25 protein-coding genes are annotated in these 25,633 nt (G+C 69.2%); 9 read left to right on the top strand and 16 right to left on the bottom strand.

Features of this window, described 5'->3' with window-relative positions; genetic code table 11:
• Positions 1–66: 66 nt before the first annotated feature.
• A complete protein-coding gene (locus tag ACWDMM_RS07355) occupies positions 67–1,602 on the bottom strand; it encodes an amino acid permease (protein WP_449936489.1) in 1,536 nt (511 codons plus the stop codon).
• A 217-nt stretch (positions 1,603–1,819) separates the two neighbouring features.
• Between ACWDMM_RS07355 and ACWDMM_RS07350 the strand changes: the two genes are divergently transcribed.
• A complete protein-coding gene (locus ACWDMM_RS07350) occupies positions 1,820–2,494 on the top strand; it encodes a TetR/AcrR family transcriptional regulator (RefSeq protein WP_323124145.1) in 675 nt (224 codons plus the stop codon).
• 16 nt (positions 2,495–2,510) lie between these two features.
• On the opposite strand, the gene ACWDMM_RS07345 is transcribed toward ACWDMM_RS07350, so the two are convergent.
• Together ACWDMM_RS07345 and ACWDMM_RS07340 are read right to left on the bottom strand one after the other, a co-directional pair.
• Positions 2,511–3,593, bottom strand: coding sequence for a hypothetical protein (locus tag ACWDMM_RS07345; RefSeq protein ID WP_449936486.1), 1,083 nt, complete (start codon positions 3,591–3,593; stop codon positions 2,511–2,513).
• A 61-nt stretch (positions 3,594–3,654) separates the two neighbouring features.
• Positions 3,655–4,476 (bottom strand): hypothetical protein, encoded by an 822-nt coding sequence (locus ACWDMM_RS07340; protein WP_449936483.1) that lies wholly within the window; start codon positions 4,474–4,476, stop codon positions 3,655–3,657.
• A gap of 735 nt (positions 4,477–5,211) precedes the next feature.
• Between ACWDMM_RS07340 and ACWDMM_RS07335 the strand changes: the two genes are divergently transcribed.
• Positions 5,212–6,519, top strand: a complete 1,308-nt coding sequence (locus tag ACWDMM_RS07335) for a hypothetical protein (protein ID WP_449936482.1) — start codon at positions 5,212–5,214, stop codon at positions 6,517–6,519.
• Positions 6,516–7,088: a GNAT family N-acetyltransferase gene (locus tag ACWDMM_RS07330; RefSeq protein WP_449936479.1), complete on the top strand. Its 573-nt coding sequence runs from the start codon at positions 6,516–6,518 to the stop codon at positions 7,086–7,088. Before ACWDMM_RS07335 ends, ACWDMM_RS07330 begins: the two co-directional genes overlap by 4 nt.
• 22 nt (positions 7,089–7,110) lie before the next feature.
• Here the strand turns inward: ACWDMM_RS07330 and ACWDMM_RS07325 are convergent, their stop codons facing one another.
• From ACWDMM_RS07325 to ACWDMM_RS07300, 6 genes are all read right to left on the bottom strand, one after another.
• Positions 7,111–7,641: a hypothetical protein gene (locus tag ACWDMM_RS07325; RefSeq protein WP_357103925.1), complete on the bottom strand. Its 531-nt coding sequence runs from the start codon at positions 7,639–7,641 to the stop codon at positions 7,111–7,113.
• A gap of 93 nt (positions 7,642–7,734) precedes the next feature.
• Positions 7,735–8,535 carry a family 1 encapsulin nanocompartment shell protein gene (locus ACWDMM_RS07320; RefSeq protein ID WP_449936476.1) on the bottom strand — a complete coding sequence of 267 codons (801 nt, stop codon included), beginning with the start codon at positions 8,533–8,535 and terminating at the stop codon, positions 7,735–7,737.
• Positions 8,532–9,590 carry a Dyp-type peroxidase gene (locus tag ACWDMM_RS07315; protein WP_449936473.1) on the bottom strand — a complete coding sequence of 353 codons (1,059 nt, stop codon included), beginning with the start codon at positions 9,588–9,590 and terminating at the stop codon, positions 8,532–8,534. The genes ACWDMM_RS07320 and ACWDMM_RS07315 overlap by 4 nt, the downstream gene beginning before the upstream one ends.
• Positions 9,591–9,648: 58 nt before the next feature.
• A complete protein-coding gene (locus ACWDMM_RS07310) occupies positions 9,649–9,975 on the bottom strand; it encodes a cupin domain-containing protein (RefSeq protein WP_449936470.1) in 327 nt (108 codons plus the stop codon).
• Between the two features lie 183 nt (positions 9,976–10,158).
• Complete coding sequence (locus tag ACWDMM_RS07305) at positions 10,159–10,659, bottom strand: dihydrofolate reductase (protein ID WP_449936467.1); 501 nt, start codon at positions 10,657–10,659, stop codon at positions 10,159–10,161.
• Entirely contained in the window at positions 10,656–11,483 is an 828-nt protein-coding gene (locus tag ACWDMM_RS07300) for a thymidylate synthase (RefSeq protein WP_357103910.1), read from the bottom strand. The genes ACWDMM_RS07305 and ACWDMM_RS07300 overlap by 4 nt, the downstream gene beginning before the upstream one ends.
• Positions 11,484–11,581: 98 nt before the next feature.
• On the opposite strand from ACWDMM_RS07300, the gene cobF reads away from it, so the two are divergent.
• Positions 11,582–12,325: a precorrin-6A synthase (deacetylating) gene (cobF, locus tag ACWDMM_RS07295; protein WP_449936464.1), complete on the top strand. Its 744-nt coding sequence runs from the start codon at positions 11,582–11,584 to the stop codon at positions 12,323–12,325.
• A gap of 61 nt (positions 12,326–12,386) precedes the next feature.
• Complete coding sequence (locus ACWDMM_RS07290; RefSeq protein WP_449936462.1) at positions 12,387–13,256, top strand: Fpg/Nei family DNA glycosylase; 870 nt, start codon at positions 12,387–12,389, stop codon at positions 13,254–13,256.
• 9 nt (positions 13,257–13,265) lie between these two features.
• Here ACWDMM_RS07290 and ACWDMM_RS07285 read toward each other — a convergent pair whose 3' ends face one another.
• The 4 genes from ACWDMM_RS07285 to pdxR all read right to left on the bottom strand — a co-directional run bounded on the left by ACWDMM_RS07285 (position 13,266) and on the right by pdxR (position 18,004).
• Positions 13,266–14,774, bottom strand: a complete 1,509-nt coding sequence (locus tag ACWDMM_RS07285; protein WP_357103901.1) for a carboxylesterase/lipase family protein — start codon at positions 14,772–14,774, stop codon at positions 13,266–13,268.
• A 13-nt stretch (positions 14,775–14,787) separates the two neighbouring features.
• Positions 14,788–16,224: a dihydrolipoyl dehydrogenase family protein gene (locus tag ACWDMM_RS07280; protein ID WP_449936459.1), complete on the bottom strand. Its 1,437-nt coding sequence runs from the start codon at positions 16,222–16,224 to the stop codon at positions 14,788–14,790.
• Between the two features lie 8 nt (positions 16,225–16,232).
• The gene (locus ACWDMM_RS07275) at positions 16,233–16,478 is read right to left on the bottom strand and encodes a DUF2630 family protein (RefSeq protein WP_357103896.1); all 246 of its coding nucleotides are present in this window, start codon (positions 16,476–16,478) and stop codon (positions 16,233–16,235) included.
• A gap of 155 nt (positions 16,479–16,633) precedes the next feature.
• Complete coding sequence (gene pdxR / locus ACWDMM_RS07270; protein WP_449936455.1) at positions 16,634–18,004, bottom strand: MocR-like pyridoxine biosynthesis transcription factor PdxR; 1,371 nt, start codon at positions 18,002–18,004, stop codon at positions 16,634–16,636.
• A gap of 80 nt (positions 18,005–18,084) precedes the next feature.
• Here pdxR and ACWDMM_RS07265 point away from each other — a divergent pair, with 80 nt between their 5' ends.
• Positions 18,085–18,765, top strand: a complete 681-nt coding sequence (locus tag ACWDMM_RS07265) for a pyridoxamine 5'-phosphate oxidase family protein (RefSeq protein WP_449936453.1) — start codon at positions 18,085–18,087, stop codon at positions 18,763–18,765.
• Positions 18,766–18,866: 101 nt separating this feature from the next.
• Here the strand turns inward: ACWDMM_RS07265 and ACWDMM_RS07260 are convergent, their stop codons facing one another.
• The 3 genes from ACWDMM_RS07260 to ACWDMM_RS07250 all read right to left on the bottom strand — a co-directional run bounded on the left by ACWDMM_RS07260 (position 18,867) and on the right by ACWDMM_RS07250 (position 22,033).
• Positions 18,867–19,631: an MspA family porin gene (locus tag ACWDMM_RS07260; RefSeq protein WP_357103886.1), complete on the bottom strand. Its 765-nt coding sequence runs from the start codon at positions 19,629–19,631 to the stop codon at positions 18,867–18,869.
• 381 nt (positions 19,632–20,012) lie between these two features.
• Entirely contained in the window at positions 20,013–21,254 is a 1,242-nt protein-coding gene (locus ACWDMM_RS07255) for a hypothetical protein (protein WP_449936450.1), read from the bottom strand.
• Between the two features lie 5 nt (positions 21,255–21,259).
• Positions 21,260–22,033, bottom strand: a complete 774-nt coding sequence (locus tag ACWDMM_RS07250) for a crotonase/enoyl-CoA hydratase family protein (protein ID WP_397071548.1) — start codon at positions 22,031–22,033, stop codon at positions 21,260–21,262.
• 53 nt (positions 22,034–22,086) lie between these two features.
• Here ACWDMM_RS07250 and ACWDMM_RS07245 point away from each other — a divergent pair, with 53 nt between their 5' ends.
• From ACWDMM_RS07245 to ACWDMM_RS07235, 3 genes are all read left to right on the top strand, one after another.
• Complete coding sequence (locus tag ACWDMM_RS07245) at positions 22,087–22,731, top strand: TetR/AcrR family transcriptional regulator (RefSeq protein WP_449936446.1); 645 nt, start codon at positions 22,087–22,089, stop codon at positions 22,729–22,731.
• Positions 22,718–24,337, top strand: a complete 1,620-nt coding sequence (locus tag ACWDMM_RS07240) for an acyl-CoA dehydrogenase family protein (protein ID WP_449936444.1) — start codon at positions 22,718–22,720, stop codon at positions 24,335–24,337. Before ACWDMM_RS07245 ends, ACWDMM_RS07240 begins: the two co-directional genes overlap by 14 nt.
• Positions 24,338–24,598: 261 nt before the next feature.
• Positions 24,599–25,309 carry a nucleoside/nucleotide kinase family protein gene (locus ACWDMM_RS07235; RefSeq protein ID WP_323124148.1) on the top strand — a complete coding sequence of 237 codons (711 nt, stop codon included), beginning with the start codon at positions 24,599–24,601 and terminating at the stop codon, positions 25,307–25,309.
• The last annotated feature ends 324 nt before the right edge of the window (positions 25,310–25,633 follow it).

The raw sequence follows: 25,633 nt of genomic DNA, 5'->3' as shown, positions 1-25,633 counted from the left end.
ATTCCTTTCGGATGCTGCGTGTGTGGGTGTGCGGCGGCGCCGGGCGCGCCGCCGCATCGGAGGCGCTCAGGCCGGTTGCGGCGCGGGCTCGGCGGCGGCGACGCCGCGCGACCAGCCGACCACGAAGCGATGCACCAGAACACCGACGGCGAGCACCAGCAGCACGAACAGCGGTGCGGCCCAGAGCATCCACCAGCCGCCCCCGGCCGGGGTGTATACCTCGGCGCGCGGCCAGGCCAGGTTCACCACCATCGCGACGCCCCAGACCACGGCGAGCGCGTTGACCGGAATGCCGAACCGGCCCAGCCCGAACAGCCGCGCGTCGGTGCCCGCGTCCGGCAGGCCGGTGAACCGGCGGATCAGCAGCGGCACGGTCACCAACAGGTAGGCCAGATACAGGGTGACGATGCAGACGCTGGCCAGCGTCGCGAAGATCGCGGCGTTGCCGAGGTTCAGCACCAGCAGGCCGATGCCGAGCGCGCCGATCACGATCGCGGGCAGCGCCGGCGTGCCGTACCGCGGGTGCACTGCGGCGAGCCTGCGGGCGAACGGCAGTTTCCCGTCCCGCGCCATGGAGAACATCAGCCGCGAGCCCGCGGTCTGAATCGCCAGGGTGCACACGGTGATCGCCACCGCCACGCAGCCGAGCAGCACCTTGCCCGCCGGGCTGTCCAGCTTCGCGGTCAGGACGTAGGCCAGGCCGTCGGAGGCCAGCGCGCCGTCGGACAGGCTCGGCGCGGCCATCAGCGCGCCCAGCAGCATCAGCCCGCCGCCGAGCGCCGAGACCGACAGCGCGGTGAGAATGGTGCGCGGCGCGACCCGGCGCGGGTTCTTGGTCTCCTCGGAAAGCTCACCGGCGGAGTCGAATCCGACCATGACGTAAGCCGCCATCAATCCCGACACCAGGAACGCGGCCCAGTAGGGCCCCGGCGCGGCCTGGTCGGTCTCCAGTACCACGCCGGGCCCGCGCTCGGTGTGGGTGAAGAACAGCGCGATGATCGCCAGCACGCCGACGATCTCCACGGTGACCCCGATCGAATTGATCCGCGCCATCAGATCGATGCCGATGACGTTGATCAGTGTGGTGACCACCAGCAGGATGCTGCCCAGCAGCACGGCGTTGGTCGCGCCGGACGGCGAGGTGAGCGCGGTGTCGGTGCCGACGAGCTGGAATCCGCTCCAGATCGATGGCAGCACCACTTGCAGGGCGATCGCCGCGGCTGCGGCCGTGACGATCTGCGCGATGATCATCATCCAGCCCGCGAACCAGCCGACGAGTTCGCCGCCGAGCCGCCGCGACCACTGGTAGATGCAGCCGGAGATCGGGTAGCGCGCGGCCAGCTCGGCGAAGTTGAGCGCGACGAGGAACTGTCCGGCGAACACGATCGGCCAGGTCCAGAAGAAGGCGGCTCCGCCGAACGAATAGCCGAAGCCGAAGAACTGGAAGATCGTGGTGAGGATGGAGACGAACGAGAAACCGGCCGCGAAGGAGGCGTAGCGGCCGAGCTTGCGGTGCAGGACGGGCTGGTAGCCGAACCGGGCGAGGTCGGCGCTGTCGCCGGTCAGGTCGGGCGGCGGGGTCGGGGCGAGCGTGGTGGCCATGGGCGGTCCTTCGGCGTGCCAATAACTATCAGGCGATAGTTTTGCCGCCGCGATCGCGCTTTCGGTGACCTGCGTGTATCGCTTTCGAGACCTTCGGTAACTTCTGTGTTGCGGGGATTTCTGTCAAATGACAGAAAACGCACCGCGCGCCGTCACGGAGCTGTGCGCACGACCACCGCGGCAGAGCTTCCCCGCGCCGACCTGCCAGAATGAACCCGTGGCAAACCTCGGGCCCGGACGGCCGCGTCTCGAACAGCGACGCAGGCGCGGATCGACGCCGCGCGCCGAGATCCTCGACGCCGCAGGTGAACTGTTCACCACCAACGGGTACGCCAACACCTCCACCCGTGCGATCGCCGACGCCGTCGGCATCCGCCAGGCCTCGCTGTACCACCACTTCGCGGCCAAGGACGACATCCTCGACGCGCTGCTCGCCGAAACCGTCGCCGCGCCGATCGAACTGGCGCACCGGCTGCGGGCGGCATCCGAGCCGCCGCCGGTCCGGCTGTACGCGCTGGCGCTGTTCGACGTGCGGCAACTGTGCGCGTCGCGCTGGAATCTCGGTGCGCTGTACCTGCTTCCAGAGCTGCGCACCGAGCGCTTCGCCGCCTTCCGCCTGCGCCGCGACGAGTTGCGCAGCCACTACGAGGCTTTGGCCGCCCAGGTGCTGGCCGAGGTAGGGGCGGTGAACGTGCCGGGCACCGAATCGCTGCCGTTCCGTCTGGTGGAGACGGTAATCAGCATTCGCTCCGACGAAGGGACCGCGCCCAGGTACGCGGAGCGGGCGATCCCTGGGGCGGTGCTGCGCACGCTCGGCTGGTCCGGTGATCTCGACCCGGTCCGGGCCGAAGCGGCCGTGCTGCTGGACCGCCTGGCATCGCCCACCCCATGACCAGGAACTCGTGCGACTACCGGTTGCGCTCGATTCCCCGGCTCCGATCCTGGCTGTGCCAATACCCCCGCACAGCTGACGGAGCATGACCCGGCGGCTCCCGCACCGCCGCCGACGGTGGTTCCGCTTGACCGAGCCCGAGAATCTTAACCACCTCCGGCGGCATTCCCTGCGCTTGCAGCCGCGCGAGATGTTCCGCGCGCTCCTGCTCCGCTGCCTCGCGCTCCTGCTCCGCTGCCGCGCGTTGCTTCTCCGCTGCCTCGCGTTCTGCCGCACAGGCCTCGGCCGCCTCTCTGGCCGCCCGTTCCTCGGTGTCGGCGGCCGATCGCTCCTGGTGCTGATCGGGCGCTGGGAATTCCCGCGCGACCCGCTCGGCGGCCTCACGTGCAACCCGTGCGGGCTCGGTCTCCGGCGCTCGAGGTGCTTGCCTGGCTCGCTCGGCTTGCTCGTGGACTTGCCTGGCGTGTTCGGCTCGCTGCGGGGCTTCCACCCGCCCACGAGCGGCGCCTTCCCGGAACCGGAGCATATTCCGGAACTTCTCGGCCCGCTCGCGTGCCTTGTTCGCCAGCTCCGCTAATTTCGACCGGTGCTCGCGCTGTTGCGCCTTCTGCTGCCGCGCCTTCTCGCCGACACCGGGCAATTCGAGCTGCTGGCCTCGCTCCAACGCCAGACCGCGTGCCCAGATCTCGCGTGCATCGGCGCGCGAGATGACCCGGTGCGTGAACCGATCCCCGAAATCCCGGAGCAATCCTCTGATGAGTTCCTGGGCCTTACTCGAGATGAATTCGCCTTCGACGGATCGCAATGTGTGTTGATGCACCTCACGATTGGCGAGAAGGGCACGTATCACCTTGAGCTGAGTTTCGTCCTTGTCTCCCTCGATTCTGCCGGATTTCTCTTCGATGGAGCTGATTATTCCTCGATCGTCTTTGATCTTGTCGAATCGGGTTTTACCCACGCCTTCGACGCGGTATAACCGCGACTGCTGAACGTATCCGTTCTCGCGGTCGCTAAAGAAACGGCCGGTGCCGTTTTCGAATATTCTGCCGCGCTCATGATTCCTGACCTTGTCGCGGTCCCGGTCGTATCCGTCCGGCATAGCTGGACACACCCCCCGGTGTTCGTGGTGTCCTGGTGAGAAGGCGTGGAGAATCAAGCCTTCACGTGCGGTCGGTGGATTCCTCTTGCCGCTTCTCTTCGTGGTAGGAGGCGTATTCGCGCACTGCAGCGGCAATGTAGGAGAACATGCCGTCATGATCTTCGGGGTTGTAGCCGATCATGCTGTCTACCAGTCGCCACATCACGATTTCGTCTTCGTCGTAGGTGTCGCATTCCACTGCGGGATTCACGCGCGGGTAGAAGGAATAATCTCGGCCGAACCATTCGCAATCGAACCATCGTGCGCCCGCGAATCTGATGAAGCATTCACCGACGAAGCAGATGAAAGCGTCCACCATGTCGGCATTCTCCGGAGCCATCGCGGTAGCCAGGTCCGGGAACAACTCCGCGACGATGGGGTCCAGCCGTTTCACCTCCGGCGAGTCTTCCGGCCACGGTTCGGAAGGGATGCGGCTTATGCCGGCATGGTCCATGAACTTCTGTGCCTGCGCCTTGCGGCGCTCAGGGTCTACCCATTTGCCCCATTCGGTTTGTTCGACGGGTACGCCGAGATCGATGGTCAACTGCTCGTCATTTCCCACGCCCAGCTCCTTCTCGTCATGGTCCGAACAGGTCAGTGTCGCGCGTGCACCGGCCAGCGGGCAAGGAACTCTCCAGAGTTCCAGGTACAACCTCTCGTTCGGCAACCTGGGCCAGCCCTCGGCATTATCTGGGAGTATGTGCACCGCGTCGACGTAGTGGCGTTTCCGGTGGTCTTCCATGAACGTCAACGCGGCGGTGAGGCAGGCCGTGAAGTCGAGCCGGACGCCGTGCAGGAAGACCGACAGATGTACATCCGGATCGTTCGGCAGCGGAGAAGTCATCGCGTTTTCTCCCGTCATCGCCTGCCTGGATCGGCACATGCCCGGATGGCCTGGACTACAACCATTCCGGACGGGCGGTATCTGTCCTGCGGTGTCTCTATCCAATGCCGGACAGCGCCGGACTCGGCTGTGGGCGACGGCAGTGCCACCGTGCCGCCCTCCCGGACAATCGACACGTCGAGCCGGAACATCTCCGCGAAAAGCTTTGTGTCGTCGGGAAGATCCGGCCGCACAATGTAGGTCCACCTGTTCGAGCGAGGATGCGCCACAATCGGCCCAATGGCATCCCGGCGGCGCTGCATGACTTGCCTTACGGCTCGACCCAACGGAGCGGGCATGGTCAACGCTCCAACGTACGACGCGCGCATGATGATGCGCCCCAGCTCCGGCGGGTCGATGACAGCGGGCAAATCACACACGCGCCGGTAGAAGTGGCAGCGAGACCGGGGTGTGTCCCCGAAAGATATGTGTGCCATCGGTGTTAGACCTCTTGGTCAGCTTGCTCGGCCTTGGTGTGGGCCCGCCGCCGGGGAGCCGATCAAGGCATCGCATCGACCCGGCGACGGGGCTCTTCCAGCTTGTCCGTGCTGAGCATGTGATCCCAGGCACACAACTCGCCTCGAGGTCGTACGCTTCTCGTACGGACCGTTGGAGGGCACGGGCGAGGGGTGGGTATTGATCGTCAGCACATGGACACGAAAAGAAGTCCGAGCGCTGCGCGAGGTTGCTTTGCGCATGACACAAGAGGAGTTCGCCGAGAAGGTCGGATTTCAGACTGCGACTGTGCAGAAGTGGGAACAGAGGACCACAGCGGAGCGTCCGGTCAGAGGGCGGTCGGCCGAAGCGCTCGACACGATCTACAACGGCCTCGAACCGGCGCAGCGGGAGCGGTTCTGGCATCAGTTGGCAGGTGCACCACCGAAAACCGGAGGGCATCCTGTTCTTAGCGGGGCAGAAACCATCCATCCCGAACCGGCCAATGCTGGTGACGGTGCGGTCGGTATGCATGTGCGGGAAGTCGAGGACGATGTGAAGCGGCGTGAGTTCAACAAGCTAGCCGCGGTAGGCGCGGTCGCGGTGCTTGTCCCGGACAGCGCCGACCGAATCGGCATGAGTATCGGCATGAGTGATGCCGAACGGCTGTTGGCCGAAGTCGATGCGCTCGGTCAGGAGGATCAGCGCACAGGCGGTGCACAACTGGTCGGTTTCGCTGTTGACAAGCTGGCGCACGCCCTGGACCGGCTTCAAACCGGTGTATTCGATTCCGCTACTGGCAGCGCCTTCACCAAGGCGACCGGAGAACTCGCCGTGCTCGCCGGGTGGTTGGCCTATGACGCGGACCGGCACCCTCTTGCGCGCCGGTGCTTTGCTGATGCCATGGCTCTCGGCACCGAGGCGAACGATGATGACCTCATTGCACACACTTGCCTGATTGCGGCGAATCAATCCAGCTCCCTTGCTCGCGCCAATCGAGGAGGAAGCCCCCACAAGGCACTGCAACTCGCTGATCGTGCCCGCACCTTGATGCGCGGTCGGCCACCAGGTCGGATACATGCTCTGATAGCCGTTCGTGAGGCGCAGGCGTACGGAATACTAGGTGACAGAATGGCATTCGGGCGTGCTATCGCGACAGCATGGCGAGAGCTGGATCATGCCATGCAGTCCGAGCCGCTGGAAGAAGTTCCGCAATGGCTGCAATTCGTCACTTACTCGGAGGTCGCCGACCACGAGGCTCGCGGCTATGCAGATATCGGCGACCTGCGCCGATCTGTCGAACTGTACTCGGCTGCGGTCGATCACCCTGCGGCGATGCGTAACGCCACAATCGTCCGCGCATGGTCGGCCGCGACCAGGGCTCGTCTCGGCGATATCACCGGCGCGCTCGAGCATGGGTTCCCGGCGTTGTCGGAACTGTCTGCCATTGCATCGACACGCACATTGCGTCGACTCGAGCCGGTTCGGACAGCAGTCGATCGAGTGCCCGCCGGTGCGGAGTTCCGCGACTTGTACGACTCCCTGGCACAGAAGGCGGTGACCGTATGACCGGTCTCCCGGATGGCCTGAAATTCGAGCACTACACCGCTGACGAAGCACGCGCGCGAAGAGAGATTGTCGAGGATGTCTACCGGCGTTCGTACGTCGATGCCATCGCCTCCGGAGACCCATTCGACTCGCCCTCGGAATTCATGCGCCGGTTCGATTCCTATACCGGTCGTCGTGACAGCGGATTCGAGTATGTGCTTGCCCGAGTCGACGGTGAACCTGCGGGGCAAATCTGGGGATGGCCGTTACCGCCGAACGCGCGATGGTGGACGGGATTGCATCTCGACAGTGGCGACCTCGAAGAGTTCACTGCCGAAGACGGCACGCGCACATTCGGGCTCAGCGAGATCATGGTGTGTGCGGAATATGCCGGGCGGGGCATAGCGCGGGCAATGCATGACGAACTGCTTGGTGCCCGAACCGAACAGCGCGCGACACTGCTCGTCGAAGCGGACAACGAGCGCGCCTACCAGCGATATCGGCGTTGGGGCTGGGAAAGAGTCGGATGGCTACGCCCATCTTGGCCCGATGCCCCGCGTTTCGATGTGCTGATCCGCGAGTTGCGCTGAGCAGAAAGGCGAAGGATCCGGCTCAGTGCGTCGGCGGCGCGATCTGCCAGTGCTCCTGCAACGCGCCCGCGATCTGCGGCAGCACGGTCACCGGAATCCGCTTGTGCCGCAGGATCGCCCGGATTTCTGTGACCTGGTCGCGTTTACGCAGGTCGTAGGCGCCTGCGACCGGGCGGACCACCGGGGGGATGGACAGCAGCACCAGTTCGCCGTGTGGTTCGTCGCCGCCGGAGAGGTCCAGCGCCAGCGACCACCGGGCGCGCTCGTCCAGCGCGAAGCGCCCGGCTACCACCCGATCCCACGAGATCCGGGAGACCGTCCACGGCTTGCGCCGGTAGATGGCGTGATCGGTGAGCACGACGGCGTCGCGGGTGAACAGCGCGGCCAGCACAGCGATACCGACGACGGCTCCGGCCAGTAAACCGGTGAACACCCGGTTCACCCCGAACGCGGCGACGAACGAACCGCAGATCATGACCGTCGCCAGTATGCCGAGCACGCTGTAGAACACGGCACGCTGCGTCGGGACGACACCTGCCCGCACCGTCGTCATCTCACCTACCTGTTCATGGCGCATTTCCGGCCCACCGTACCGCCTGGAGCCCCGAGCGCACACACCCCGGCCGTTCCCAGTTCTGAACGGCGCTCACAGGGTGAGCGGGACCGCCGCCTCGGCGGTGTACACCAGGAACGTCAGGCTCTGCTGGAAGTACAGCTGCACCGAGTTGCTGTCATGTGACAGGTAACCGATGGACAGATCCTGGCCGATCCGCAGATCGAAGTCGCCGCCGCGGGTGGTGAGCACGATCGCGCCGTCGATGGCGGGCGCCCAAATGATCTCCCCTTCCGGGATCAGGCGCTCGATGTGCGTGCGGATCATGTGGCCGTGATCGGAGGTCTCGCTGACCGCAGTGTACAGATCGGCGCTGAGCAGCACCGAGTACGGTCCGTCCACACCGGCCAGCCGCAGGGCGCTCAACGCCTGCGCGATCGCCTCCGGCACCAGCCTGGTGTCACTCGGCAGGGTGATGGGGTCGTTGGACGAGCTGGCGCGGATGCCGGTGATGTGCGCGGCCGGATATCCCTCGAAGATCGCCCGGTCCTCGGCGAACGCGATTTTCTTCGCGGCGTCCTTCACCGGGTCCAGGTCGGTGTCCTGCGCGCCGCGCTCCACGTCGTCGAGTTCCTCGCGGGAGAGCGTGAACGGCACGCGCAGCTCGACCAGCGGCGCGACCACCCGCTGCCGGGCGAACACCCCGGCGTCCGGCGAGTCGATCGCGGTGGTGCTTCCCGTGCCCACCGCGGAGTAGTCGACGCCGTGCGGGCCGGACAGGTCGACGACGCGCCTGCCCGCGATGTGCCGCTTGAACGTGCGCTTCGCCTCCTCCTCGATGGCGGCCCACGCCTCGGAGGTGATCGGCGCTAGTTCGCGATGGAGGTTGTTCATGACCTGATGCTCCTTTTCAACGAGCCGATACCGAGGGCGCCGACGCCCGCGGGCGCGGCGGTGCCGGGCAGATCTGCGCGACCGGCGCCGTCGGTGTCCATCGACACCGAGGATTCCGCCGCCTCCCACGGCGCCGGGGGCAGGTCGTCGAGGAAATCGACGGTGGGTGCGAAGAACGAGGTGCCGGTGTGGGCGATGGAGAAGTCCAGGATGCGGTCGTAAGCCGCCTCCTCGGTGCCGAGGAACATCCGGGTGAGCATGCGTTCGGTGACGCTGGGCGTGGCCGCGTAGGCGATGTAGTAGGTGCCGAACACGCCCTCGCGCACGCTGCCGAACGGCATGTTGCCGCGCAGGATCTGGCGTTCGGTGCCGTCCGGATCGATCAGCGTGTTGACCTCGACGTGCGAGTCGGCGGGCTTCACCTCGTCGGGGAGTTCGAAGTCGTCCAGTTTGGTGCGGCCGATAACGCGCTCCTGCTCTTCCACCGACAGCGCGCGCCAGTCCTCCAGCGGATGGGTGTACTTCTGCACGATCACATAGCTGCCGCCGGTGAATTCCGGGTCGTCGTCGCCGACCAGCGCCGCCGCGAAAGCCGCGCGGCCCTCCGGGTTCTCCGTGCCGTCCACGAAACCGAGCAGGTCGCGCTGCTCGAAGTAGCGGAAGCCGACGGTCTCGTCCACGATCGTCCCCGCGCCAGCCAGCCGGTCACCGATGGCCATCGCCAGCTCGAAGCAGGCGTCCTGCACCTCGGACTTGATGTGGAACAGCAGGTCGCCCGGCGTCGCGGGCGCGGTGTGGCGTGCGCCGACGTAACCGGGGAACGGATGCAGCTCAGCCGGTTTCGGCCCGGCGAACAGGCGATCCCATGCGTCGGAGCCGATCGACGTGACGCAGGTCAGGTTCGCGCCGGGCAGGCGGAAGCCCACCGAGCGGCGCAAGCCGGTGATATCGGCGAGCAAGTCGCGGACCGCCGCTTCGCCACCCTCGTCGATCGTGGCGACCAAGAAGATCGCGGACGGTGTGAGCGGTTCGAGGATCGGCTGCGGCTCACCCATGATCGACACCCTAATGCCCGGCCGCGGCGGCCGGGGTGCCGACCCGCATCGTGGCGGACTACATCGCCACCGTCAGCAGGAACGCCACGTCGTCGATCGCCTTGACGCTGTGGCGCGCCTTGGGCACCACGATCAGGTCGCCCTCGGAGCCTTTCCATTCGTTGGCGCCGCTGAGCAACACCAGGGTGCCGCTGAGCACCAGCAAGGTGGCCTCGCCCGTGTTGTCGTGTTCGGCCAGACTGTGCCCGGCCCTCAGGCCGACCACCGTTTGCCGCAGCGTGTGCGTGTGGCCGCCATAGATTGTCTGTGAACTGCGCCCGCTCGTGGCGAGGGTGGCCAGCTTCAGTTGCTGGCGCGCTACCGCAGTCAGCGATTTCTTTTCCATGGACCGCCTTTCGCAGAGCACCACAGCCGATGCCGGGCTGGTGGCAACGGCTCAGGCGTTCGACCGGACGCGGGTCCGGCCGCCCGCATATCGCGAGTATGCCCGAGTCCGCCGCGACGCGGGCCGGGTTTCACCGGCCCCGCCCGTGACGGCGGCGTTCGCGGGTCGGCACGGCGTGGCGCGCTAAGCGGACCGCCGGGTGTAGTGCCGGATGCGGAAGCGCAGACCGGTGGTGGAGGTGCGCCACGGCTCCGGGTCGTCGGATCGCCACTCCGGTCCGATCGGCGGCGCGAAGGCGTCGCCCTCGACTTCGGTATCGATCTCGGTGACGCGCAACTCGGTCGCGAACTCGAGCGCGGCACGGTAGATCTCGCCGCCGCCGGCCACCCAGACCGCGTCCGGGGCGCATATGTCCAGCGCCTCCGGCACCGACGACGCCCGTTCGGCGCCTTCGGCCGACCAGTCCGGCTGCCTGGTCACCACGATGTTGCGCCGCCCGGCCAGCGGCCGGAACCGCGGCGGCAGCGAATCCCAGGTCCTGCGGCCCATCACGACGGGATGACCCCAGGTGACGTCCTTGAAGTGCGCCATGTCCTCCGGCAGCCGCCAAGGGATCTTGTTGCCGGATCCGATCACCCCGTCCAGGGTCTGCGCCCAGATCAGCCCGACCGTCCGCTCGCTCACACCGCCACCGGGGCCTTGATGGCCGGATGGTGCCGGTAGCCGTCCACCTCCACGTCCTCGTAGCGGTAGTCGAACAGCGTCGGCGCTGGATGCAGCCGCAGCGTGGGGAACGGGTAGGGGTCGCGGGCGAGCTGCTCGGCGACCTGCTCGAGGTGGTTGTCATAGATGTGGCAGTCCCCGCCGGTCCAGATGAAGTCGCCGGGGATCAGCTCGGTCTGCTGGGCCACCATGTGGGTCAGCAAGGCGTAGCTGGCGATGTTGAACGGCACGCCGAGGAACAGGTCGGCGCTGCGCTGGTAGAGCTGGCAGGACAGTTTCCCGTCGGCCACGTGGAACTGGAAGAACGCGTGGCACGGCGCCAGCGCCATCTTGTCCAAGTCGGCGACGTTCCACGCCGAGACGATGATGCGCCGGGAGTCGGGGTCGGTGCGCAGCGTGTGCAGCACCTGGGAGATCTGGTCGATGTGCGTGCCGTCCGGCGCGGGCCACGACCGCCACTGCACGCCGTAGACCGGGCCGAGTTCGCCGTCGGCATCGGCCCATTCGTCCCAGATGGAGACGCCGTGCTCGCGCAGCCAGCCGACGTTGGAATCGCCGCGCAGGAACCACAGCAACTCGTAGACGATCGACTTCAGGTGCACCTTCTTCGTGGTGACCAGCGGGAAGCCCGCCGCGAGGTCGTAGCGCAATTGGTGGCCGAAGATGCTGCGCGTGCCGGTGCCGGTGCGGTCGGCCTTCTTCGTGCCGGACGTCAGCACCAGCCGCAGCAAATCCTCGTACTGGGTGTCGGGAGCCGATGCCGGATCGAGCGCGTCGTGAGCCACGTCTGGCAACTCTAGTCTTCGTCCTCGCACTGTCCGCGAGCCGTTCGGGCGCGTCCCCGGCCCGGCCTGACGACGGCAGTCCTGGCAAGCTCGAGCCCATGCGCAAGCTCTACGTGATCGGCATCGGCGCCGGCGATCCCGACCAGGTCACCGTGCAGGCGGTCAAGGCGATGCGGCAGGTCGAGACGTTCTTCGTCATCGGCAAGGGGGAGGCCAAACGGGAACTGGCCGACGTGCGGACGGCGATCCTGGCCGAGCACATGGATCGGCCGTACCGGATCGTGCCGATCGCCGACCCGCCGCGGGACCGCACGCCGGCGGATTACGTCGACGTGGTCGACGACTGGCACGAGCGCCGGTCGGCGCTGCTGGAAGCGGCGTTCGCGGCGGCCGACGGCGTCGGCGGCATCCTGGTCTGGGGTGATCCCGCGCTCTACGACAGCACGCTGCGGATGGTCGAGCGGGTACTCGCTCGCGGCGCGGTGCGTTTCGAGTACGAGGTCGTTCCCGGCATCACCAGCGCGCAGGCCCTGGCCGCACGGCACCGGATCGTGCTGCACGGCATCGGTGAACCGGTGCGCATCACCACCGGCCGCCGCCTGCGCGAGGAGGGTATGGGCGCGGAGAACGCGCTGGTGATGTTGGACGGCGACTGCTCGTTCACCGCGATCGATGACCCGGACGTGCACATCTGGTGGGGCGCCTACCTCGGCATGCCGGACGAGACGTTGATCGAAGGGCCGCTGGCCGAGGTGGGGGAGCGGATCGTCCGGCGGCGCGCCGAGTTGCGCGAGCGGAAGGGCTGGATCATGGACATCTACCTGCTGCGCCGCGGGGCGTGATCCGCCCCGCCGCCGCGGGAGAACCGGCAGGTTGTCGGTAGGGCTGGGTAGTCTGAACCCCGTGCCTGAGCTACCGGAAGTGGAGGCGTTGGCTCAGTTCCTCCGGGAGCATGCGGTCGGCGCCGTGGTCGGCCGCGTCGACGTGGCCGCGTTGAGCGCGGTCAAGACGTTCGAGCCCCCGGTCACCGCCCTGTCCGGCCGAGACGTCACCGGCGCGGGGCGCTGGGGCAAATTCCTCGGCATGGAATGCGACGGGTTGTGGCTGGTCACGCACCTGTCGCGAGGCGGATGGCTGCGCTGGATCGATGACCCGAGCCCGATGCCGCCCAAACCGGGCGGCAAGAGCCCGCTGGCGTTGCGGGTGCACTTCTTCACCCCCGAAGGGGCGACGCCGGCGTACGACCTCACCGAGGCGGGCACGAAGAAGCGGCTGGCGGCGTACGTGGTGACGGACCCCAAGGCGGTGCCGGGTATCGCGCGCCTCGGCCCCGACGCGCTGGAAGTGACCGAGGCGCAGTTCGCCGACATCCTGCACGGCACCTCGCAGCGGATCAAGACCGCGCTCGTGGACCAGTCGCTGCTGGCGGGTGTCGGCAACGCCTACTCCGACGAGATCCTGCACACCGCGCGGATCTCGCCGTTCGCGAACACCAAAACGCTCCCGGCCGACAAGGTGGCCGAGCTGTACACCGCGATGCGCACGGTGCTCACCGACGCGGTGGGACGTTCCGTCGGCCAGGACGCGGCCCGCCTCAAGGGCGAGAAGCGCTCCGGCATGCGGGTGCACGCCAGGACCGGGCAACCATGCCCGGTCTGCGGCGACACGGTCCGCGAGGTCTCCTACGCCGAGCGGTCCTTCCAGTACTGCCCCACCTGTCAGACCGGCGGCAAGATCCTCGCGGACCGGCGGATGTCGCGCTTGCTGAAGTAGCGGCCCCGCTCAGGTCAGCGTGGGGACCCGCACGCCTTGCCAGGCGAGTCGTTTCTCCCGGTCCGGGTCGTGTTCCACGCGCGTGGGGTAGTCGATGATCAGAGTCGACCTGCGCGCCTCCGTGTACGCGGGCCAGGACGGCAGCGGAGCGCCGGTGCGGGCGAAAGCCAGCCAGTTGTCCTGGAACTGATCGGTGACCGCCCGCAGGCCGCGCCTGCCGCCCGCGGCCGTGAAGGCCCGGCCGATCGGAGTGTCCGTCACGCCGAACACCGGGATGAGGTCGGTCGCGTGCGTGGCGCCGATCCCGGCCAGCTGCAAGGCGCGCGGGGCGAAGTCGTAGCGGTAGGCGTAGGTCGGCGCGTGCTTGCTGTGACCTTCCATGACCGTCACCGAAGGACGCCAGAAGGTGTAGTCGCCGCCCGCTCGCACCGCGGCCTTCGGCTGCGGATAGCCGGGATAGGCCGCCTTGATCCGAGACTCGGCCTCGGTGGAGTTGCCGAGCGCCTTGCGCAGCCGGTCCGCGGTGGTGGGCAGTTCGTCGGCGAACCTGGCGAACAGCGTGCCCTCGTCCCGGTTCGTGCCGATGATCAGCGGCACCCGGTGCGCCGAGCCGTCGGCGATCGCGTCGACCGGGGAGAACGGCAGGAACGCACCGTCGACGACCGGGCAGACCGGGAAGGCGCCCGGGTGTTCGCGCACCACCTGTGCGATGGTGCGATCGACCGCGCGGCGGATGTCGTTGGCCCCCGCGGTGCGCAGCGCGGTGTGCGCGGTGTCCGGTGTGGCGCCCAGCGCGGCCACACAGCGGCGCGCGAAACCGCGGGCCTCCTCCGCGGTGACCGCCCAGTCGGCGGGCGGGCTCTGGGCGATGGCTCGATGGAACAGGCCCTTGGCGGCCGGTGTGGCGAGCAGGCTCAGCACGGCGTGCGCGCCGGCCGATTCGCCGAAGATCGTCACGTTGTCGGGATCGCCGCCGAACGCCGCGATATTGGTGCGCACCCACTCCAACGCGGCGAGCTGGTCACGCAGGCCGAGGTTGGAGTGGAACGGTTCTTCGTCGGTGCCGAACTCACTGAAATCGACATAGCCGAACGCGCCGAGCCGGTAGTTCAGCGAGACCACCACCACGTCGCCGCGCAGCGCCAGTCGCGCCCCGGAGTACAGCCCGAGCGCGGATGTCCCGATGAGATAGCCGCCGCCGTGGATGAACACCAGCACCGGGCGCGGGCTCGACGCCGTCGTCGCGGGCGCGGTGACATTCAGTGTCAGCGCGTCCTCGCTGGTCGGCTGATAGGCGCGCGCCCCGATCCGCGCTCCGGAGCGGTGCTGCATCGCCGCGGAGGTGAAGTCTGTCGCGGCCCGCACACCTGACCAGGGTTGGACCGGCTGTGGAGCGCGAAAGCGCAGGTCCTCGATCGGAGGAGCCGCGTAGGGAATGGACCGCCAGCGCAAGACGCGGCGGCCACGGCGACCGCGGACGACTCCGTCGGCGGTCGCGATATCCGTTGTTGCCACCATTTTCAAATGGTAGCTATGCGCGCCGCGCCTCCAACAGGCGCAGCCAGAACTCGCTGACCGCGGGGAATGCTGGCACGGCGTGCCAGAGGGTGGACAGCGGTACCCGGCCGACCACCGCGATGGTCGCCGCGTGCAGTTGCTCGCCCACGTCCGGCCCCACGAAGGTGGCGCCGAGCAGCGTGTCGGTGTCGCGATCGATCACCAGCTTCGCGTGGCCCGCGTAGTCGTCCCTGGACAGCGCCGATCCGGCCACCTCGATATCGAGTTCGACGGTCTCGACCGCATGCCCCGCGTCCCTGGCCGCGGCTTCGGTCAGGCCGACCGAGGCGACCTCGGGCGCGGTGAACACCACCTGCGGCACCTTGCCGTGATCGGAGCTCGCGACGAAACGCGGGTCGTCCAGCGGCTTTCCCTCGGCCCGCGCGGCGATCACGTCGCCGCACACCCGGCCCTGGTACTTGCCCATATGCGTGAGGGCGGCGCGGTGGTTGAGGTCGCCGACCACATACAGCCACTGGCCTTCGACATCGCGCGCGGTGAGATGGTCGTCGACCGCGACGTAACCGTCGGACAGCCCGACCGCGTCCAGTCCGAGCCCTTTCGCGGCGGGCGCGCGTCCGGCCGCGACCACGATCTCGTCGACCTCCAGCGCCGACTCGCCCTCGGGGCCGCGCAACCGGATCGTGACAGGCCCGCCGTGGATCCAGCCTTCGCCGGTGTCCTTCGCGGCCGGGCGTTCGACGGCGGTGGGCTCGGTGCCCATGCGCACTCGCACGCCCGCGTCGGTCAGCGCCGCCGCCACTCGCTTGCCCGCGAAGGGCTCGGCCGCGGCCAGCAGCGCCGAGCCGCGCACCAGCAGGGTGACCTCGGCGCCGAGGGCGGCCAGCCAGGTCGCGGCCTCACCGGCCACCACGCCGCCGCCGACCACGGCCACCCGGCGCGGGACCTCGTGCAGATTGGTCGCGTCGCGGGAAGTCCACGGCAGCGCGACGCGCAGGCCGGGCACGTCGGGCACGTTGGCGGTGGTGCCGGTGGCCAGCACCACGGCGTGCCGGGCCCGCAACTGCCGCCCGTCGACATCCACCGAACGGGGGCCGGTCAGTCGTCCGGCGCCGCGCACGATGTCGATGCGGTTGGCGCGCGCCCAGTCGGCCTGCGAGGAATCGTCATGGTCGTGCACGAAGGCGTCCCGGCGCCGCAGCACCGCCTCGACGTCGAGGCCGGTAGCCGAAACCCCCGGCATCGCCCGCGCGGCCGCGAGCACGTGGCCCGGCCGCAACAGCGCTTTGCTCGGGATGCAGGCCCAATAGGAACATTCGCCGCCGACGAGTTCACGCTCCACGATGGCGGCCGTGCGGTCGCTGCCCGCGACGGCGTAGGCGGCGGCGTTCTCCCCCGCCGGTCCGCCGCCGATCACGATGACGTCGTAGTCGGTCGGTGTGCTCGACATCGCCGCGCCTACTGCAGGTAACCCTCGACCTGCGAGACCGGATTGGCCTGGGCCGCGTCGGGGGACTGGCCCTGGTCGATCCGCGCACGGCGATGGCGGAGCAGGTCCCAGGCCTGATCCAGCATCACTTCCAGTTCGGCCAGGCGCTGGCGTTCGGTCTTGGGGTCCAGCTCGCCGTGGGTGGCCTGCGAGCGCAGCTGGTGCTCCTGGTCGACCAGATCCTTGATCCGCGCCAAGATGTCCTGTTCGCTCATGCTTCGTCCCTTCCGGCCAGAGCGGGCCCCTGCGTGGTCACACCGCGCTGCCGGCTCCGGGCCTGTTCGCTCATGCTTCGTTTCCGGCATGTGCGGGACCCCGCGTGGGCAACGCCGCGCTGCCGACTCCGGGCTGACCGCTCATGCCGACCATGCTACGGCCGGGCCAGGCACGCGGCGGCCCTCGGGACGGCCGCGGCGAGTTCCGGCCACGGCAGCGCGGTGTAGCCGAGCGCGACGCCGAAATGGTCCCGGCGGGATCCGAGGTGATACCTGGCCAATCCGTCGAGCGCGACGCCGTGCGCGGGGCCTTCGGCGACCACACGCCGCTCGTCCTCGGCCGACGCCACCGGCACGACGACGTGCGACCCGGCGTCGTCGCCGAGCACGTCGAGGCCGCGGCGGCGCAGTTCGGTCACCACCAGCGCACGGCGCGGTGGCAGCGCGCGGCGCAACCTGCGCAGGTGCCTGGCCAGATCACCGTGCGCGGCGAAGGCGACCAGCACGCGCTGACCCGCCGGGCTCGGACCGGTGCCGGTGCGCTCACGGTGGTCGAGCACCGCCGCGGCGATCTCCGGAGCGGCGAGCAGCCAGCCGACCCCGAGGCTGGGGGAGAGGATCTTGCTGGTCGTGCCCAAGTGGACGACGACGTCCGGAGCCATGGTGGCCAGCAGCGGCAGCGGCGCGGTGTCGTAGCGCAGTTCACCGTCGTAGTCGTCCTCGATGACGAAGATCCCGCAGCGGCGCGCGTGCTCCACCAGCTCCACCCGCCGCGCCGCCGGCATCCGCGCGCCGAGCGGAAACTGATGTGCTGGAGTGCAATACACCGCTTTGATGCGCGGCGGCAGCAAGTCGACGCGCAGACCGTTCGCGTCGACGGGGACCGGAACGACCTCGAGACCGGCCGCCGCGAACGCCCCCGCGGCGCGCTGGTAACCCGGGTCCTCCATGGCGACCGCATCGCCGGGCCGCAGCAGCGCGGCGGCCAATTCGCCTACGGCAGAGCTGGTTCCGGCCGTAGCGAGCAGCACGGTGTCGCTGCCCGCTCCGATCCCGCGGTGGCGCAGCAGGTGCTCGGTGACGGCCGTGCGGAACTCCGGTTCGCCCGCGCGGTCCTTGCGCACGAGGGGGGAGTGATCCGCCGCGGCCCGCCAGGCGCGGCGCCACGCGGCCGGATCGATGGCGTCGACGCACGGCGCGCCTGGGGCGAGGTCCAGCAGCTCTGACGTGGCGCCGGTGTCGTGCACGGCGTCCGGGCGGATGGGCGCGGCGGCCGGCGCGGTCGTCAGGTAGGTGCCGGAGCCGCGTCTGCCGCGCAGCCAGCCCTCCGCGTGCAATTGGTCGTAGGCTGCGGCGACCACGGTGCGGCTCACGCCCAGCCGCCCTGCCAGCGCGCGGGTCGACGGCAGCCGGTCGCCGCCGCGCAGCGGCCCGCTGGTCGCCGCGTGACGCAGTTGGTCGGCGATCTGCACCGACAGCGGTTGCGCCAGGTCGCGATCGAGGTCGAGGGGTAGGTCCTCCAGCACGGCTGCTCCTGGAAATGGACTGCCGAGAATCACTCGGATTGGCACTTTGATAATGCCATTCGCGGCTCGATGCTGGGTGCATGACCGAAACAGCCAGCCAACGGGCGCCCCTCTCACCGACGCCGCGCAGCACGCCGACCCGGTTGACCGATCGCGCAAGGACCGATCGCGCCGACTTGGACGCGGTGCTCGACGCCGGGCTGATCTGCCACCTGGGCGTGCTGCTCGGCGGCGCGCCGGTCGTGCTGCCGACCGCATACGGCCGCGACGGCGACACGCTCTACCTGCACGGCTCCACCGGCGCGGGGAACCTGCGCGCGGCGCTCGCCGCCGACATCTCGGTGGCGGTGACGTTGGTGGACGGCGTGGTCTACGCGCGTTCGGCCATGCACTTCTCGATGAACTACCGCTCCGCGGTCGTGCTCGGCCGCGCGCGGGAGGTGACCGAGCACGAGGAACGCCTGCACGGGCTGCGGGTGATCGTCGAACACGCCGCGCCCGGCGCGTGGTCGCGCGTGCGGTCTCCGAGCAAGAAGGAACTTGCCGCCACGAAGGTGCTCGCCCTCGATCTTCTCGAGGCGTCGGTGAAGGTCCGCGCAGGCGGGCCGAAGGACGACCCGTCGGACATCGACAACGGGGGTGTGTGGGCGGGGGTCCTTCCGCTGCGCCAGATCTGGGAAACCCCGATCGACTCCGCGGACCTCGACCCCGGCGTCTCGGTCCCCGCGGACGTTCTGGAGCGCGCGGTCCCCGCCCGGTGACGACTACCGCACATGGCAACGGCCGAATTCCGGCGACAGCCGCGCTGTTCCGCACGGTCGCCGGAGGCTTCGCGCCCGTCCGAGCGGGCGCGGTGCACCGGTCAGAACCAGAACGCTGCGCCGTAACCCGTCGTTTGCGCTGTGGTCTTTCTCGAATCGGCCCGTACGGTGACGAAAGGCATGGCCGAGGCCGGGGAAAGGCAGCCGCTGATATTCAACGGGGTATTGGTGTGTGCGAACGTGTAAGGGAATTCGGATTCCCCGTCGAGTTCCGCCGCGCCGATCACCGCCGCCGTGACCGAACCGGGGGCGAGATTCACCGCGAGTTCGCCGGCGACGCCCGCCTCGACGCCGATGCTGGGCTGGATGGCGACGGCGGCGCCGACGGAGATGCTCGGCGGCGCGATCAGTTGCAGGGAGGGCATCATCATCTGCTTGTCGGGCATATTCATCTCCAGGGAGGGCGCGTCGAAGGTGAGCGATCCCTCCAGTCCGAAGGAGGGCGCGATCCCGGCGTTGATTCCGACGCTGGGTGAGATGCCGATCGAGATGCCGTTGGAGATGTCGACCGCGCAGCCGACCAGATAACCGATGGCGATTTCTCCGCCGCGCAGCGCCGTGGGGCCGTCGAGCGTCACCGAGAAATCGCCGGACACTCTCGCCGCGTGTACGAACGGGACTCCCGGCGCGATGTCGCCCGCGGGCGCGACGTTGTTGGCGTTCGCGGACGCGACCAGATGCAGCCCTCCGGCATTGATCTCTCCTGGCGCGGCGCCGGCCACGGAATCAGAAACAGCGAAAGCGCCCGTAGCGGCCATGGCCACCGCGATGAGCGCGGCGAGAGTGCGCGAATGCTTTCGGTTCATCATGCTCCAGTCGAGTATCGATGGAATCGGAACTTCCTGCGCGAAACGGACTTGCACGGCGAATGGGGCAGGCACGGGCTTCATTCGGCGTACGCCGCAGACTTTATCGGCAGGTGTGGCCGACGCAGCTGATCACGCCACACGGCGAGTCGGCCGACGCGACTGATCGCGGTCGTCGTCGGCATTCGTCCCGATCACCGGTGCGGGGCGAGCGAAACTATCGGATTTTCATACCAGGTCACCGAATTTCCCGGCTGTTCGCCGAAATATTGCGCGTGTCGCGTGAACCCGCCGCGATCGGCTGCCTGTGGGTATTCCCGCGGCCCGGCGAGGTGAGCCCAGGGGGCGACCGGGGCGCATCGGCGTGCGCGTCCGCGGGACTCACCACGGATCGGCGTGCAGACCCACGGAACGTACCGCGCGCACCGCCAGCCGGCGCAACGCATCAGCGGACTCGATTCGCTTCGGGTCCAGGGAGACCAGGCTCAGCACGTAGTCGTCGCCGATGCGGCACAGGTAACCCGACAGACGGGTGCGGGGCAGTCGCGCGGTGGTGAGCCCGGGATGGATGGCGCGGGCGGCGACGCCGGTGCAGCGGTGCGGGCCGAGTTCGAGCAGCGAGGCGGGGAGCGTCCCGATGTTGGAGCACAGGATGTCTCGTTCGCCAGCGCCCTTGGCCAGCGCGTAGGCCCAGCGGTCCGGGATCACCTGGAGCAGTTCTTCGGGCATGCCGCCCGGCGCGGACATGCGGTGCTCGTAGGCGGAGCGAGCCAGCGCCCGGATGGTCGCCGGGGTGTCGCAGCGGGTGATCGCGATGCGCGTCATGGCGAGATCGTTGTCGACGCGGGGTTCGTCGCGGGTGTCGACGGGCAGGCTGGCCTCGATCGTCTCGCCGCGGAACCCGCTGTCCCGCAGCACCGTCGCCACGAGGTGGATGAACAGGCTGTTGGCCGTCCCGCCGTCGCGCGCCGCCACGCGGTCCCACTCGGCGGCCGGGCATTGCAGGATCGCGCTGCGCGTGGCGTCGCCCGCCGCGCGCGGCTGTTCGTCCCGGCTCGGCGCGGCGAGTCGCCGCGGTATCCCGTGCCGCAGCGCCGCCGCGGTGTCGCGCAGCACGATCGACCACTGGCGACGGGCGTCGGCCCAGTCCGATTCCTGGGCGGGGAACCGCGCCGGACGCACCCGTGCACCGCCGAGCGCGTCGTCCACCGCGAGGACCAGCGCGCGTCCGTCGGCCAGCGCATGCGAGCAGGTGAGGGAGACGATCGAACCGCCGTCGTCCAGGGCGGCGGTGGAAAGCCGCCAGCCCGGGCCGTATTCCGGATCGAGCCCGGCGCCCTGCGCGTCGGCCCAGTCGAGCAGCTCCGCCACCGGCATGACGCCCTCGGCGCGGTCGATCGGATACGCGCGCACGTTCGGTCGCCAGGCTCGGCGCGCGCCGGGCACTCGGGGGCGAACGACTCTGCGACCCAACGGCCCCGACCGCAGTGCCTCGTGCACCCGCGTCAGCAGCGCTGGGTCCACCCGGTCGGCCGTCCGCCACAGGCCCTGCAACGCGATCGGTGTGCCGAGCCCACGGTGACTGCGCAGGAAGATCTCGTCGACGACGCTCAGCCGGCGCATGGGCCTCAGGCGCGAGTGCCGTGCCGGCCCGCGCCCGCGGCGAACCGCTGCGCGCCGTCCAGCGCGCCGTCGGCCAGTGCGGTCAGACCGTGACGGAATTCGTTGCGCAGCGCGGACTCTTCCGTCATCCCCTCCTGCTCGAGCAACGACATGCGATCCGAGCGCAGGCAGGTCTGCGGCAGCGCGGCCAGTTCCGCGGCCAGCGCCTCCGCGGCGCGGCGGCCTTCACCACTGGGCACCACGCGATTGACCAACCCGATCCGCAACGCCTCCTCCGCGTCGACCGCGCGTCCGGTGAGGATCAGGTCCATCGCGCGGCCCGTGCCGATGATCTGCGGAAGCCGCACGGTGCCGCCATCGATCAGCGGGACGCCCCAGCGGCGGCAGAAGACGCCGAAGGTGCTGTCCTGTTCGGCCACGCGCAGGTCGCACCACAGCGCGAGCTCGAGCCCTCCGGCCACCGCGAAGCCGGAGACCGCGGCGATCACCGGCTTGGACAGCCGCATCCTGGTCGGTCCCATCGGGCCGTCCCCGTCCTCGGCGGCGCGGTTGGAGCGCTCGGTGCCGAGTGCCTTCAGGTCGGCGCCCGCGCAGAACGTGCCGCCGTCGCCCCACAGCACCGCGACCGCGGCCTCGGGGTCGGCGTCGAACTCACGGAAGGCGTCGGCCAGCGCGGCGGCGGTCGGCCCGTCCACCGCGTTGCGTGCTTCGGGCCGGTGCAGGATCACGGTCGTCACGGGGCCGTTGCGTTCGATGAGTACCGTCACGCGCTCGAACATACGCCGTAAAAGCCCTCTTGTGTGAAGAAATGAATTCATGCTTCACTTCTTGGGTGGCCTACCGGAGAACACCCGCCGTGCAGGCCCGCCTGGACGCTCAGGCGGGGCTGATCGTGCAGGCCGCGACCAAGGTGCTCTCCCGCGGCGGCTACGCGGCGCTGTCCATGGCTGCGGTCGCGGCCGAGGCGGGCTTGGCCACCGGCACCGTCTACAAGAACTTCGACGGCAAAGCCGCCTTGGTGCGCGCGGTGTTCCGGAAAGTGGTCGCCCGCGAGGTCGCCGCCGTGGCCGCGGCGGGCGCGCGGGGAACGGCCGTCGAGCGGGTCACCGCGGCGGTGGAGACCTTCGCCGGCCGCGCTCTGAAGAACCCGAACCTGGCCTACGTGCTGCTCGCCGAGCCCGTCGACGCGGCCGTGGACAGCGAACGCCTGCGCTTCCGCCGCGCGTTCGCCGAAACGTTCGAATCGGCGGTGGCCGAAGGCATCGCGCGAGGCGAACTCCCACCGCAGGACCCGAGGATCAGCGCCGCCGCGCTGGTCGGGGCGATCGGCGAGGTGCTGGTCGGCCCGCTCGCCGACGCGCCGCACGGCGAAGCCGTCGTCCCCGAACTCACCGCTTTCGCGATCCGCGCGCTCGGCCTGCGCGACCACCCGGGTGACGCCCGGCAGGAATCAGGAGTGTCAGATGCAGACGCATGAAGTCTTCAACCAGGTGCCCGACATCGTGCCCTTCGACGTCTCGCGCAATCCGGCCCTGCTGGAGGGCCTGCACCGCGAAGGGGCGGGCTGGGCCGAAGCCGAAGTGCGGGAACTCGGCGCGCTCGCGGGCGGCGCGCAAGCGCAGGAGTGGGGCAGGCTGGCCAACGAATACCCGCCGGTGCTGCGCACCCACGACCGCTACGGCCACCGCATCGATGAGGTCGAGTTCCACCCGCACTGGCACGACCTGATGCGCGTCGCCGTCGAGCACGGCCTGCACGGCGCTCCGTGGCTGGACGACCGGCCCGGCGCGCACGTGGCGCGCGCGGCGAAGTTCTACACCTGGGGCACCGCCGACGCGGGCCACATGTGCCCCATCTCGATGACCTACGCGGTGGTCCCCGCGCTGCGGCACAACCGGGAACTGGCGGCGAAATACGAACCGCTGCTGGGCTCGCGCGTCTACGAATTCGGGCTGCGCGAACCGTCCGCCAAGGCCGGGCTCATCGCGGGCATGTCGATGACCGAGAAGCAGGGCGGCTCGGACGTGCGCGCCAACACGACCACCGCGACGCCGCAGCCGGACGGCTCCTACCGGATCGTCGGCCACAAGTGGTTCACCTCCGCGCCGATGTCGGACATGTTCCTCACACTGGCCCAGGCGCCCGGCGGCCTGTCCTGTTTCCTGCTGCCCCGCGTGCTGCCCGACGGCGCCCGCAACCCCATCCGCATCCAGCGGCTGAAGGACAAGCTGGGCAACAAGTCCAACGCCTCCTCCGAGATCGAGTACGAGAACGCCACGGGCTGGCTGGTCGGCGCCGAGGGCGCGGGCGTCAAGACCATCATCGAGATGGTGAACATGACCAGGCTGGACTGCGTGATCGGCTCCGCGACCGGCATGCGGGCCGGCGCGGTGTACGCGGTGCACCACGCACGGCACCGGAAAGCCTTCGGCGCCGAGCTGATCGACCAGCCCGCCATGCGCAACGTGCTGGCCGATCTGGTGATCGAGTCCGACGCCGCGACCACCGTGATGATGCGGCTGGCCGGGGCCACCGATCGCGCGGGCGGCGATCCGGCCGAGGCGGCGCTGCGGCGCATCGCGCTCGCCGTGACGAAGTACTGGGTGTGCAAGCGCGCGCCCGCGCACGCGGCCGAGGCGCTGGAATGCTTCGGCGGCAACGGATACGCCGAGGAGTCCGGAATGCCGCGGCTGTACCGGGAAGCGCCGCTGATGTCGATCTGGGAGGGCTCGGGCAACGTCGCCGCGCTGGACGCGCTGCGCGCCATGGGGCGGCAGCCGGAGACGGTCGAGGCGTACTTCAACGAAGTGTCGCTCGCCAAGGGGGAGAACCCGCGCCTGGACGACGCGATCGCCCGGGTCGGCAAGGAACTGTCGGATCTCAACGACATCGAATACCGCGCACGGCGGGTCGTCGAGCTGATGGCGCTGGTGCTGCAAGGCGCGCAACTGGTCCGGCACGGACACCCCGCCGTCGCCGACGCGTTCTGCGCCACCCGGCTCGGCGACGACTGGGGCATCGCGTACGGGACCCTGCCCACCGGCGTCGACACCGGCGCGATCATCGAGCGTGCGTTCGTCTGAGTTCGAGCTACCGGGGACCGGTTCAGGTGCGGCGGTCCCCGGAGGCGAGACATCCGGATAAAGAGACCCGGCGCCGCGCCCTCAGCGGGTGTCGAGCCAGGTGAACGTGTGGTGGAGCAGGGGGGAACGTGCGCCGTAGACGCAGTGCTCCCCGGCGCCGTCGGCGCTGTGGACGGGGATCAGCATCACCAGCGCGACCCCCGACCAGCTGCGACGACGATGGATCGCGGGCAGCCATGAGGCGGCGGTAGTGTGACGGCGGTGGCAGCGGAGTTCGTCGACAGACCGTTGAGCTGGCTGGTCCGGCGGGTGCTGGACCGGGCCGCGCGGGGGAGGTATCTGCTCGGCATCGCGGGGCCGCCCGGGGCGGGTAAATCCACGTTGTCGGTCGCGCTGCGGGACGCGATCAACCTCGCGGCGGGCGACGCGGTCGCCGAAATCGCACCCATGGACGGCTACCACCTGAGCAACGACGTCCTGCGGGCGACCGAAAGCCTCGCGCGCAAAGGCGAGCCGGACACCTTCGACGTCGACGGTTACGTCTCGGGGCTGCGCCGCCTGCGCGCTACCCCGGTGGGCGAGCCGGTGCCGTGGCCCACCTTCGACCGGTCCATCGATGCCCCGGTGCCCGGGGGAGTGGTGTTCGACCGGCAGTCCATCGTCCTCACCGAAGGCAACTATCTACTGCTCGACGACTTCGGCACGCGGCGGTGGTCGGTGGTCCGCCCGCTGCTGGACGAATGCTGGTATCTCGACGCCGCGCGCGAGGTGCTCGGGAAGCGCCTGCTGCACCGCCACATTCGCGGTGGCCGCACGCCCGCGCTGGCGCACGACAAAGTGCACAACAGCGACTTGCGCAACGCCGATCTCGTCGCTGCCACCAGGCAGCGCGCCGACCTCGTGCTGCGCTGGAATGCGGGAAGCCACACGGTGGCCGTCCCGCCCTCGGCCGCCGATCCGAGCAGCTCTTAGCGTGCGCACATCGTCCGAGCTGGTCGACGTCTCGTCGGCGGGCAGTCGACGCACCGCGTCGGTGCGAGCGAGCGATCCGGCACAACCGAATCCGGCGATCCGGGGTCTCGGCATGCGTTCAGCCGAAGACTCGGCGCGACAGGTTGCTGCCACTGGCCCAGCATCACAGCACTACGGGTCGCAGCGGCGACCCTGGTCCGCGCGGCGCGGTCACGTTCGGTTCCCATTCAGGTGAAGCCGTGCGTGCCCGCGCAGAGGTGCTCCGCCAATTCGGAGACCACTCAGTGCCGGTCCGTGAAGGTTCCCGACCGTGGCGCGATCCGG

Source organism: Nocardia sp. NPDC003726 (genome assembly GCF_053586955.1).
The sequence above is the reverse complement of the archived record's forward strand: the minus strand, read 5'-3'. Positions and strand labels throughout refer to the sequence as shown.